The sequence below is a fragment of the Lactobacillus sp. LL6 genome (genome assembly GCF_007570935.1).
GTDB lineage: Bacteria > Bacillota > Bacilli > Lactobacillales > Lactobacillaceae > Lactobacillus.
Genome location: NZ_VLLR01000001.1, coordinates 253,196 through 266,084, shown reverse-complemented (window position 1 = coordinate 266,084; position 12,889 = coordinate 253,196). Strand labels below are relative to the sequence as shown.

Below are 12,889 nucleotides of genomic sequence, written 5' to 3'. Positions count from 1 at the left end.
ATTATAAATTTTAATGTTTTTCTTATTATAGCAAAAATAATTGAAATATCTAGTATTAAATTAAAAAAATAAGAGAAAAAATTAAATTTTTCTCTTATTTTTTAGTATATTAATTATTATTTTTCTAATCTTTGCATATATTACTTACTTATAGTTAGGAGCATCTTTAGTAATTTGAACATCGTGTGGATGTGACTCGCGAAGACCGGCACCAGTAATTTTAACAAATTGTGCATTTTCAATTAATTCTGAAATATTAGCCGCACCAACATATCCCATACCTGAGCGAAGACCACCATCAATTTGGAAAATTACGTCAGAAACATCACCTTTATAAGCTACTCTTGCTTCAATTCCTTCAGGAACTAATTTATTAGCTTCATTAACGCCACCTTGGAAATAGCGATCGCTTGAACCATGAGATTGTGCCATTGCACCAACTGATCCCATTCCACGATAAGCCTTAAATTTTCGACCGTTATCTTCAAATAATTCGCCCGGAGCTTCAGTTGTACCTGAAAGCATTGATCCGAGCATTACTGCATTTCCCCCGGCAGCTAAAGCCTTAACAACATCTCCTGAATATTTAATTCCACCATCAGCGATAATTGGCTTGTGGTATTCACGAGCTGCACTAGCTGCATCATAAATTGCAGTAATTTGCGGAACCCCGACTCCAGCAACAATTCTAGTTGTACAAATTGAACCTGGTCCAATTCCAACTTTTACAACATCAACACCTGCATCAAAAAGTGCGCGCGTTGCATCTCCTGTAGCAACATTTCCTGCAATTAAAGTTACATCAGGAAAATGATCTCTAATTTCTTTAATCTTGCGCAAAACCCCAGCAGAATGTCCATGAGCTGTATCAATTACAATTGCATCAGCACCAGCTTCTAAAAGCGCTTCTGCTCTTTCAAAAGTATCACTAGTTACACCAACAGCAGCTGCAACGAGCAATCTATTTTCACTATCAACCGCAGCATTTACCGCACTTTGTGGCACCATAACACTTTTTACATTTGCAACTTCGCCAGCTTGGGCTTGAATAGACATATTCTTATGAACTACGCCAAGACCGCCTTGAAGAGCCATTGCAATGGCCATTGCGCCTTCTGTAACAGTATCCATACCAGCACTGATAAGTGGAATATGTAACTGTAAATTATCAGCTAATTTTGTACTTAAATCTACTTCATTTGGTAAAACATGACTTTCAGCTGGAATTAATAAAACATCATCGAAAGTTAAACCTTTCTTAGCAAACTTTGTTTCCCAATTAGACATTGAAATGACTCCTCTTTTCTTAAAAATATTTAAATTATCTAGATTTTACTCGCTTAAAAGAAATTGGTCAAGAGGTCAACTAAAAAAAGAATCAACCGCCTTCTTGCAGTTGATTCTTAAATATTTCAATTAGTTTCCAGAAACATAAGCTTCTTTAAAGTTGTAGTTTGCACCCGCAGCATTATAAACAATACCCTTAATATTTGGACGAACTAACCATGCTTCAGTCTTATAGTAAAGTGGAGTTACACCTTGATCTTTAAGTAAAAGTTTTTCTGCTTTTACAAGATCAGCATATCTTTGTTCATCATTAGTTGCAGTTTTAGAGTCTGCAATCAATTTATCATATTGAGTGTTTGCCCACTTACCATTATTTTGGGTATTTTTAGAAGTAAACAAATCATCAAATGAAATTGGATCTGCAAAATCTGCACCCCAACCAGTTACAACAATATCAAAATTGCCTGAAGTTGAACGACTTAAGCGAGTTTTAAATGGAACATTTTGAACTCCAACTTTAAGTCCTTTTAAGTTTTCTTCTAATTGACTTTGAAGGGTTTCAGTCGTCTTTTGACCTGCATCAGTATCATCACTCAAAATATCCACTGAAACATTATTTTTACCAAGTTCTTTAAGTGCTTTCTTAAAGAGCTGTTTAGCTTCAGCAGGGTCATATTTAGTATAATTTGTATCAGCAGTCTTTGATGCAAAGTCTTGGTTTTCTACCTTAGTTAAACCAGCTGGAGTTAGTGATTTAGCAGGTTTACTTGAACCACCCAAAGCATCTCCTAAAGCCTTTCTATTAATTGAAAGAGAAATTGCACGGCGAAGATTTGTATTTTGTAAATCTTTATTCTTTTGATTGTATTGTAAGTAGAATGTACTTGCAGTTGGACGAATAGTATAACCATTTTGGTTCTTTAAATTCTTAGTTTGTTGAGAGTCTAAAACTACCGCATCAAGTTTATTAGATTGGTATAAGTTATAAGCTGTTGATGGCGTCTTTTGGACACTGTAATTGATTGCATCAAGCTTAACATCTTTTTTATCCCAATAATTATTGTTCTTCTTTAGCTTCCAAGAAAGGTTAGATCCAGTCCACCCACTTTGAACAAATGGACCATTATAAGCCATATACTTTGAAGCAGTACCATATTTTGAACCATATTTTTCAACAGCCTTTTGTTGTTGTGGGAAAAATAATGGGAAGCCCATTAAAAGTTTAAAGTATGGAATCCGCTTATCTAAACTAACTACTAATTTATTCTTTCCTTCTGCTTTAACCCCTAAGCTAGAGATAGGAGCTTTATTTGATGAAATTTTATCGGCATTTTTAATTCCTTCAAAAAGATAAGCATATTGTGAAGCTGTCTTTGGATCTACTGTTCTGCGCCAAGAATATACAAAGTCTTTTGCAGTAAGAGCACTACCATCTGACCATTTAGAGTCACGTAAAGTAAAGGTCCAAGTTTTACCATCTTTTGAAACTTGAGTCTTAGTAGCTAAAGCATTTTCAACTTTATTATCTTTTCCCAAGCGATAAAGTCCTTCCATTACGTTGTTTAATTGGTTAAAACTAACATTATCAGTTGCCTTTGACATATCCATTGTTGGAATTTCAGCGTTTTCTTCCCAATTAATAGATTTTTTACTTCCTGATGATGAATTGTTAGAGCCACAGGCTGCTAATGCAGCAGCGGAAGCTAATACAGTCGCTCCTGCAGCAAAAAGCTTTGTAAATTTCATAAACATTTCTCCTCTCGATTATGAGAAAAATAATAGACTTTTTAAGTTGTTTATTAGTATAAATTATAATTTTCTCATATGCAAGGAAAAATTTAATTTTATTTTTACTAATATCAAAAAATATGCTCTAGAGTAGTTATCTAGAGCATATTTAAATTTATTAATTTTTTAAGTATTCCATTCTTTAAGAAACTCATCAACAAATTTTTTCATAAAAGCAGTTCGCTTATGAGCCTCTTTTTTAGCACTGTTTGTATTCATTAAATCCTCTAAATTAAAAAGTTTCTCATAGAAGTGGTTAATTGTAGTTTCCTCATGATTACGATATTGCTTATGACTAATTAATTTTTCTGGTTTAATCTTTGGGTCATAGATAAGATTGCCATGTTTACCACCATAAGTAAAAGCCCTGGCAATTCCGATTGCACCTAAACTTTCAATTCTATCAGCATCCTGTACATATTGACCAGATAGAGGCAACTTATAATGATGTTCAATATTTTTAGAAAATGACATATGTTCAATAGTAAACAAAATATCCTGAACTTCTAAATCGACAAAACCTACCTTTTTCAATAGAGCTTTAATTTGTTCAATTACTTTTTGAGGATCATCACATATTTTTTCATCAATTGTATCGTGCAAATAACCAGCTGCCATAATAATTGAAACAATACGGCTATCACTATGAGCATCAGAATAGTCCTGCAAATACATTTTTGAAGCCAAATTAGCAACCCGTTGTCCATGATGAAAATCATGTCCCGTACGCTCATTTTCTAACTGTTGTTTTACAAAATCGACTATTAGTGCTAAATCCATTATTCTACCTCGCTTAAGCCGCTTCCCAGATTTGAACTGGGGACCTCCTCCTTACCACGGCGGTGCTCTACCTCCTGAGCTAAAGCGGCAACTTTATTGTAACAAAAAAGAAGGCATTCAACGAGAATGTCTTCTAATTTTTATATAAAATCGAAAAGTATTTAATTTTGTAAATTAATCCTTTACAACATCCTTAGTGCTAAGCCATTGACTCTTGTTGATCTTAACGATCTTCTTGCCGTGAACTTTCTTAACATCTTTTGCAGTGAAAGTTGAACCCATCTTTACAGTCTTTGAAGTCTTCTTAGCATCCTTGTTGTAAACTGCTACTGTTTGCTTCTTAGTGTCCTTGATAGTAACAAAGATCTTTTCACCTTTTTGAATGCTTGGGTTAGTTGGCATCTCTTGTGCAATACCTAGCTTTGGAGCTTCGAAACTAGCAGCTTGAGCAGTAGAAGCAACACCCATAAGACTCATACCAACAACAACACTAGAAACAACTTTTACAAAACCTTTAACGTTCATCATTTTAAATACCTTCGATTCTATTAACTCTTCATTTCCTCTTGACAATTCTATTATATAACATTAGTTATTAAATGCAAGTATTTTTTATAAAAAGTTTTAAGAGGCGAAGTCTTACTCCTGCAAGGGATAAGGGGTTAAAAGTGACAAAAAACAATAACAAAAAATAAAAATAATTTTGTTATTAATAACGTTTTTTAACAAAAAACCACATGGAAATAATCCATGTGGTTAAAAATTATTTTACGTGAACCAAAGTATACTTTCTTTTACCTTTACGGATAATTACATACTTACCATCAAATGCACTGGATGGATCAACTTCAAATTCAAGATCTTGTTGACGATCACCATTAACATAGATTGCACCATTTTTAACATCTTCACGAGCTTGACGCTTAGATGGTTCAATCTTAGTATCAACTAAAAATTCAACAATGTTCTTCTTTTCCTTATCTGCTTCAGCACTTGGTGCAGAACTTAAACCTTGTTCAATTTGCTTAACAGATAAATCTTTGATGTTGCCAGAGAATAATGCTTCGGTAATCATTTTAGCTTCTTTTAAGCCTTCTTCTCCATGAACAAACTTAGTTACTTCTTCAGCAAGTTTCTTTTGAGCTGCACGCTTCCAAGGTTCTTTTTCGGTCTTTTCAGCAAGTTCCTCAATTTCTTCATGAGAAAGGAAAGTAAAGTACTTAAGGTATTTTACTACATCACGATCATCTTGATTAATCCAGAATTGGTAAAACTCGTAAGGACTAGTCTTTTCAGGATCAAGCCATACTGCACCACCAGCTGATTTACCAAACTTAGTACCATCTGCTTTAAGCATTAAAGGAATAGTCAAACCGAATGCCTTTTGATCAGATCCTTCAAGCTTGTGAATTAAATCAATACCTGCGGTAATGTTCCCCCATTGATCACTACCACCAATTTGCATTTGTACATTATGATCTTTATTCAAGTGGTAGAAGTCAATAGCTTGCAAAATTTGGTATGAAAATTCAGTGAATGAAATACCATTTTCAAGACGACTTGCAACAACATCTTTGTTAAGCATGTTATTAACTTGGAAGAATTTACCATAATCACGCAAGAAATCAAGTAAGTTCATCTTTCCAAGCCATTCTGCATTGTTAACAATTTCAAAGTTTTCAGTACCAAAAAGCTTCTTCATTTGAGCAGTAAGTTTCTTTTCATTTTCTTTAACTTGTTCTGCTGTTTGAAGAACACGTTCTGTTTTACGTCCAGATGGGTCACCAATTGCTCCAGTTCCTCCACCAATTAAGATTACTGGATGGTAACCTGCAAGTTGAAATCTCTTTAAAATCATAAACGGAATAAGGTGACCAATATGAAGAGAATCACCAGTTGGATCGGTTCCGCAATATAGAGCTAAGTCATCATGATTCTTTAAATATTCGCGTAAACCTTCTTCATCTGTTTCTTGATTAATTGCACCGCGCCATTTTAGATCTTCTAAAATATCAAATTTTGCCATATTTTCCTCCAATAAAAAACGCCCCTTGGAAAAAATCCAAGGGACGACTAAAGTATCATTATTAGCCGTGGTACCACCCACGTTCACGCCTTGTGGCGCCTTCTATAGCTGATAAGGAAGCTACTCCAAGTTGTATTTCACAAAATTAGCCTGCCTGACTCACACCATACTGTCAGTTCTCTGAACTCTGAACTAATTTGTTACTTCGATAATATGATGATACTTAGTTTTTATAAAATAGTCAACCTAAAAACAAAAAGCCGATTCTTTTGAATCGACTTAATTTGTTTAACGATAAAAGCCAGCTGCCTTTAATCCATATGCATCTCCAGCAGTCATATCATATTGAACAGCTTCATAATCATTCAATAAGGCACGTTGTTCTGAAGTTAAAGTCTTAGGGTCCACTTTCTTACCTTTTTGATCAATAAGTTCAAATCCTTTATCACCATCATAGTTAATAGTAATTGCAGGAAGCTTCTTATGAACTTCAGTCAAAAGTGCTTGGTAAGGGGTTACCTTAGAGTTAGTTTGTTCAAGCATTAAAGCAATGAAATCACTAGTATTTACAAAGTTAGTCTTATTAGTAAGTTTGGCTTTGGCACCATGTTCACGTGCATACTTATTTGAATAAATAAAGTAACGAGTTGAGTGCATTTCTACAGGATACTTAGCAGTGTAACTTTGTGACAAAATACTTGGGTAGTGGTCACCATAGAAGACAATTGTAATTGGCTTATTAATCTTATCAATCTTACCAATAAATTCCTTCACAGCTTGATCAGTGTATTGGACACCCTTAATATAAGTTGCCATCTGTTCTTTAACAGCGCCACTCTTGAACAAGTCACCAGAAATCTTACCCATGTATTCATTCTTAGGGTACCAATCATTATATGGCATGTGGTTTTGAATAGAAATCAAGTTAATAAATTGACCGCCCTTTTCAGAATTAATCTGACGAAGGCCATTAGCATAAGTAGTAAAATCTGAATTATAGCTACTCTTGCCAAGCTTCTTTTGTGCGATAATCTTGTATTTAGAACCTAAGTATTCAAATTTATTAAACTTAAATCTCTTATAATCTTCAACTCTTGAATAGTAAGTACCAATAAATGGGTGAACTGCTGACTTGTAGTCAAAGTTCATACCGATGGTTGGATAGAACTTATATCTCGGTACAACTTGAACATAAGGAGTCAAAGTTGATCTAAACATCCCCATATTAAGTCCTGTCAAAGTTTCCCATTCCATATTGGCAGTACCACCACCATAGCCTGCACTAAGCATATTACCGTAAGTAGCACGCTTTTGCATTGATTGAATAAACTTAACTGGATTTGGAACTGATTTATCAATCTTGATGGTTGGGAAAGTATATGGATCAACAAAACTTTCACTCAAGTTAAAGACAACTGTTTGATCTTTAATGTTGTTCTTTCTTGTTTTATTAATTTCATCAGCTAACTTCTTATACTTATCATTTAAGTGATTAATCGTAGATTCTGAATAATTTTCTGGCTTATTCATAATCTGTAAATCAATATAGTTCAAGAAGTTTAATACTGGACCATTGATTTGAATATCACGTTCAGGATTTCTAAATGATTGCTTATTGTCAAAACCACGATTGATGTGATAAATAAGTCCACCATCATGGTTAAAGCGAGCTGGAGTTAAGAAAAGCAATACACTAAGAAGTGCCCAAATTCCTCTTCTCTTCCAGGAGCCTTTTTTCTTGATTGGAAACTTAATTTCAAGAAATACACAAATTGCAATAATAAGTATTAATGCAATAGCAATCATTATTAGCTTTTGCGCACCAACCATTGGAGCTAATGTCTTAAAGTTAGCTGCTTCACTTAATTCACTTGGATAGATTGGTTCACCACGAAGGTCGAGCTTGATTTTATTAGCAATCGCCCAGCCAATAGTGATTACACTAACTAAAATAGTAGAAGTCCAGTAGCGAGTTGTAATAAAGTAGAAAATTGAGAACATCGCATCAAGAAAGATTGTTGTTAAAACAATAGCAAAGAATCTTGTTCCCAATAAAAAGATAACTGCATTGATATCAGTAGCAGTAGTAATTTGGATTCTTAAGTTATCAGACTCAATTAAGAAAGAAGTAAAACTTAAGATATAGAACCAACCCCAAGTCATTAACTTAACTCGGTGTTCATAAGCCCAGTGCTTAAAGCTATTCCAAGTAGCTAGGATAATATCAGCTAAATCATCATACTTATTTAAAAATAGAACTGCATGTCTAAATGGCTTAATTCTAAATAAGAATTTTTCATAAATCTTAGTTAAAAGAAGGCAAACAAGCATCATTAAAATAAGCATCAAAAGCTTATTAAACCCAGCACTTCTAGTAATAGGATATGGGGTCATAAAACCTGTAGCAATTGGAGCTTGCATGAAGATAATTACTGGGATAAAGTAGCGCATTTCTTGCTTAGTAAATGACAAAATCGTCTTTTTAAAAATCAAAAATGCTGTAATAACCATTACAACCATAAATGGAGAAGTTGGATTATTCAAAAATTGACGATTCCAGAAACTAATGCTTCTGCCTGAAAGAACTTGATACCAATAAACCCCGTTAAAGCCAGCTACACCGACTAAGACGATTACAAATGATACAATTCCTCCAAGAAATGTCCATTTAAAGATTTTAGAAGAGATTTTTTCTCTTGCTAAAAACATCCCCCAAGCAAAATATAAAATCAAATACATGCCATAAATTGAATAATTAAATAGCATAGTACCTGCACTTGTTGCAAAACCAACAATAGTTAAAGTGCATAAAATTAATAGATTTTGTTTAGAAGTAAGCTTACGCTGCAAATCATATAAATATGGTTGAGCTAAAATACTAAAGACCAATCCTGCAAGCAATACAGAAGTACTTGTCAAAATCGGGAAAAATACTCCCCAAAGTCGCCACATATTAAAACGACCTGGAAATCTAAAGAAGTACACTAAATATTGTAAAACTAATGTTACAACAGCCAAGATCCAAAATCTAAAGGCTTCACTTGGATGTACTTTTTTCTTACTATATACCGCACCAAAGACCATAGGTACTAAAATAAGTGTGGCATTTTCTAGCATTTTTGGCATAAATCTGAGTAAACTTCCAAGCGGCAATCTTCCCATACTGCTACCAAAGTTATAAGCTTCAGTCAGCATTAGAAAAGTTGCTGCAGCAAGACAAAGAAATTGCCAAAATGATAGTGATTTTTTGGTTTTATTTTCACTCATAGTTCTAATCTATGTCCTTACTATTAATTTCCCTTTCACCATTACTTCTTTATACCCAATTTTTTCTTAATTGAGTACAAAATATCGACTCTCTTGCCTCGTCCCATGAAAAAATCAACAATATCATGACGAAACTTAAAAATCATAATAACAGTAATAATACAAAAGATGATTCCAGCAGTTAAAGACTGCGTAAATTCATACATGCTAAATAGTACCATAAATATGAGTGGGGGAATCGTTAAATTTTGCATAATTGCTGTTAAGACTAATGCAATAAGGACTGTAATAAGTCCTGCTTTCCAATCATAGGCTAGTGCTACCAAAATTGATACAGCTACACCTTTACCACCTTTAAAGTGGTTCCAAATTGGAAAACAATGCCCTAACATAAGTCCTAAACCAGTATAAGCTATGTAAACCTTTCCAGGAAACAAGAAATAAACAATTAATAACGCAATAGCTGTTTTTAACAAGTCACCTACACAAGTTAAGATACCCCATTTTTTGCCAAAAACAGCTCCCATATTAGCTGTACCGGGATTACCTGAACCATATTGGGTAGGATCAAGATGTAAAACAAAGCGTCCGATAATCATTGCAAATAAGAAATTTCCAAATACATACCCTATCAAGATACTCCAAATCGGTGCCATTAATAATCACCTTCTTCAGTATAATCATCATAAATTTTATACTTTTGTGTTTTAGTACTGGTAAAACTAAACCCATCAGCTACATTACGCTGATTTTGATAAGTTTCATTATTGTTTACTACTTCTTGCTGGAGTCCAAGCTCTTTTCTAACATAATCTGAAACTCTTTGTAATTCTTTTGTTGGCTGAACTTGATAAGAAGCACCATCAATTTCAACACTATAGCCATGAAGATAATCACTTTTAGAGCTGTTTGCACATTTACGATAATTCATCGCAATTTGTTGCAGAGCGCTAAATGGCAAATTAGTACGCACATTCCCTGAAACTGATTCTAGAATTGAATCCAAATTTGATAATGAACTTACTGAAACAGCTTTCTGAATCAAAGTAGTAATTACTTGTCTTTGACGCTTTTGTCGACCGTAATCACCCTCAGGGTCATCATAACGCATTCTAGAATATGCTAATGCACCAGCGCCACCCATATGAGTTGTTTGACCCTTTTTAAACCTATAGCCGCCATATTCAAAGCTTAAGGTAGGTTTTACATCAATGCCACCAACATAACGTATCATTTTCATTATGCCGCCCATATTCACAACGGCATAATATTTAATTGGCACATTAATCAATTTAGAAACACTTGCCATCGCCATTTTCGCCCCACCAATAGAATAGGCTGCATTTATTTTTTGAACCTCAAATTTTGAAGCCCCTACCATCTGAGCCATCGTATCACGAGGAATAGACATTAGCGAATAGCGTTTCTTTTTTGGATTAACAACCGCTAATATCATTGTGTCAGTATTTCCCATTTTCTCAGTTCTATTGAGCGCACCAGTATCAGTACCCATTAAAAGAACAGCAAAATTCTTTTTTCCATTAAATTCTCCACTCTTAATTTCAACTCTATTGCTTGGATCGTAGGTTTGGTCAACCGCATTTTTAGCTTTAAAATAAACATAAGCTGAATAACTTGCTGCAATTACTACAACGATTGCAACAATACTTACTATCCAAGACAAAACATGTTTCTTTTTATTATCTTCTGAATGAAGTTGGACGCGACTTACGTCTGGTTTTTTATTATTCCGCATTTTTATACCCTATTAATTTTATTAACAGTTAAATATTATAACAAAAAAGCAAGCCACCATAGGTTTGCTTTTGTTTTCTTATTAAAATCGTTACATTTCCTTAGTTAAGTGTCAGTATTAATTCAAAATTCTGAGAATTTTTCCCTTTCAAACTGAGTTCATCAGTTGAAGCGATAATAGTATTATCAGAATCAGATAAATTAAAATTCGTAGATGCAATCTTTAATTCATGATTATTAATTCCAGTTAGAGTTAACTGATTAATACCTTTGTCTAGTTGCCAACCCTTTAAGACTAGAATTAGCAAGCCCAAAGAAAATGGCATCTCTTTATGTGAATTATTTTTCAAATAAAAAGATACATTTAACTGATTCCCTTCGAGTGCATAAGTTAGAACCACTTCGAAGTGATATGGAAAACTGCGATAGCTTTCCTCAGTATCGATTAAAGTAAGACTGACGCGACTATCACCCTTATCTACGACTGTCCAAGGTAAATCTAGCGCCCAGTTTTTCTCTTGGTCAATTGCTGGAAAAGCAACTGCCACCTTCTCTTGCTTATCACTATTTTTAAGATAATCAAACTTATCATGCTGATTGGCAAGGTTGACTAACCTTGCACCATTCTCATCCACAGAGACTTGCAAGAGAGAATTTTCAATTGTTTGCATAATGTTCTCCCAACTTTTCCCCTTTTTGAAAATAGCACTTATAGGGGTTAAATGTCAATTTTCTAATAGAGGACTTTATCTTCTCCTTCTTACAGCGACAATAATTACACTAAAAATATTTATTTCAATAAAAAACGCGCTTTTTACTAAAGCGCGCATAAATTGTCAAATTTGATAATCGATTCTATCACGAAATGCTTCTGTTAAATCAGCTGATACCTTTGCTACAAATGAGCCATCATCAGCTGTTTTAATATCGTTTGGATCGCTTGCATCTGGCAACTTTTCCTTATTGTAAAGACGACTAGCCAAAGTATCAGCTGCCATCTTCATTGCCTCTCTTAAGCCTTCTCCTTCAGTAATTGCACCTTTAACATCTGGAAAACTGATCACATAAATATCATGTTCCAGTGGCTTAAAAATAGCTGGATAAGTTACAATTCTATGATCCAATTATATTCCCCCTATCATAAAAATAACCTTTACTCTATGTTCATTATATACCTAAAACAAAAAACTCGACCAAAAAGGTCGAGTTTTTTATTGATGAACTATTAATTAGTCGTCAAGCTTTTCCTTGTTAACAACATCCAAGTTTTCGTCGAATGTGTAAACAACAGGTTCACCAGTCTTCATTTCTAAGTCCATGATATCTTCATCAGAAATGTTTTCAATGTACTTAGTTAAAGCACGAAGTGAGTTACCGTGAGCTGCGATAATTACGTTCTTACCGTCAAGCAAGTCTGGAGCAATGTGATCTTCCCAGAATGGCATTACACGATCTAAACATACGTGTAAGTTTTCTGCCTTAGGAACGATGTGTGGATCCAAGTTTGCGTAGCGACGGTCATGTGCTTGACTGTATTCGTTGTCGTCATCAATTTCTGGTGGCAAAACATCGTATGAACGACGCCAAATGTGAACTTGTTCGTCACCGTACTTTTCAGCAGTAGCCTTCTTGTTCAAGCCTTGAAGAGCACCGTAGTGACGTTCGTTAAGTCTCCAAGTCTTAGTTTCAGGAATCCAAAGTTGACCACTTTCTTCAAGTGCAAAGTGCAAAGTCTTGATTGCACGAGTAAGCAATGAAGTGTAAGCTTGATCAAATTCAAGACCGTGTTCCTTGATTAAACGACCAGCTTTTTTAGCTTCTTCAACACCTTTTTCTGAAAGGTTAACATCAACCCAACCAGTAAATTGGTTAGAAAGGTTCCATTCACTTTGTCCGTGACGGATCAATACTAATTTAGACATGAAATATCTCCTTTAAAAATTCAATGTTTCAACAAATATTCTACCACAATCTAGGAAAATGAGC

General features: G+C 34.3%; 11 protein-coding genes and 1 tRNA gene. All 12 read right to left on the bottom strand.

Annotation, left to right across the window (positions count from 1 at the left end; translation table 11 throughout):
* Positions 1-144: 144 nt before the first annotated feature.
* Positions 145-1,287 (bottom strand): IMP dehydrogenase, encoded by a 1,143-nt coding sequence (locus FOD82_RS01275; protein ID WP_144354706.1) that lies wholly within the window; start codon positions 1,285-1,287, stop codon positions 145-147.
* A 129-nt stretch (positions 1,288-1,416) separates the two neighbouring features.
* Positions 1,417-3,033: a peptide ABC transporter substrate-binding protein gene (locus tag FOD82_RS01270; RefSeq protein ID WP_144354705.1), complete on the bottom strand. Its 1,617-nt coding sequence runs from the start codon at positions 3,031-3,033 to the stop codon at positions 1,417-1,419.
* Positions 3,034-3,201: 168 nt separating this feature from the next.
* A complete protein-coding gene (locus FOD82_RS01265) occupies positions 3,202-3,855 on the bottom strand; it encodes an HD domain-containing protein (RefSeq protein WP_144354704.1) in 654 nt (217 codons plus the stop codon).
* 16 nt (positions 3,856-3,871) lie between these two features.
* A tRNA-Thr gene (locus FOD82_RS01260) sits at positions 3,872-3,944 on the bottom strand.
* Positions 3,945-4,029: 85 nt separating this feature from the next.
* Positions 4,030-4,383 (bottom strand): hypothetical protein, encoded by a 354-nt coding sequence (locus FOD82_RS01255; protein ID WP_144354703.1) that lies wholly within the window; start codon positions 4,381-4,383, stop codon positions 4,030-4,032.
* Positions 4,384-4,618: 235 nt separating this feature from the next.
* Positions 4,619-5,881, bottom strand: coding sequence for a tyrosine--tRNA ligase (tyrS, locus tag FOD82_RS01250; RefSeq protein WP_144354702.1), 1,263 nt, complete (start codon positions 5,879-5,881; stop codon positions 4,619-4,621).
* Between the two features lie 288 nt (positions 5,882-6,169).
* Positions 6,170-9,148, bottom strand: coding sequence for a sulfatase-like hydrolase/transferase (locus FOD82_RS01245; protein ID WP_144354701.1), 2,979 nt, complete (start codon positions 9,146-9,148; stop codon positions 6,170-6,172).
* Positions 9,149-9,189: 41 nt separating this feature from the next.
* Positions 9,190-9,804 (bottom strand): glycerol-3-phosphate acyltransferase, encoded by a 615-nt coding sequence (locus tag FOD82_RS01240; protein ID WP_144354700.1) that lies wholly within the window; start codon positions 9,802-9,804, stop codon positions 9,190-9,192.
* On the bottom strand, positions 9,804-10,904 hold the full coding sequence (locus FOD82_RS01235; protein ID WP_144354699.1) for an LCP family protein: 1,101 nt from the start codon (positions 10,902-10,904) through the stop codon (positions 9,804-9,806). The genes FOD82_RS01240 and FOD82_RS01235 overlap by 1 nt, the downstream gene beginning before the upstream one ends.
* Positions 10,905-11,004: 100 nt before the next feature.
* Positions 11,005-11,574 (bottom strand): aldose epimerase, encoded by a 570-nt coding sequence (locus FOD82_RS01230; RefSeq protein WP_144354698.1) that lies wholly within the window; start codon positions 11,572-11,574, stop codon positions 11,005-11,007.
* Between the two features lie 165 nt (positions 11,575-11,739).
* Positions 11,740-12,027 (bottom strand): type II toxin-antitoxin system HicB family antitoxin, encoded by a 288-nt coding sequence (locus FOD82_RS01225; RefSeq protein ID WP_144354697.1) that lies wholly within the window; start codon positions 12,025-12,027, stop codon positions 11,740-11,742.
* 105 nt (positions 12,028-12,132) lie between these two features.
* The gene (locus tag FOD82_RS01220) at positions 12,133-12,825 is read right to left on the bottom strand and encodes a 2,3-diphosphoglycerate-dependent phosphoglycerate mutase (protein WP_144354696.1); all 693 of its coding nucleotides are present in this window, start codon (positions 12,823-12,825) and stop codon (positions 12,133-12,135) included.
* Positions 12,826-12,889: the final 64 nt, after the last annotated feature.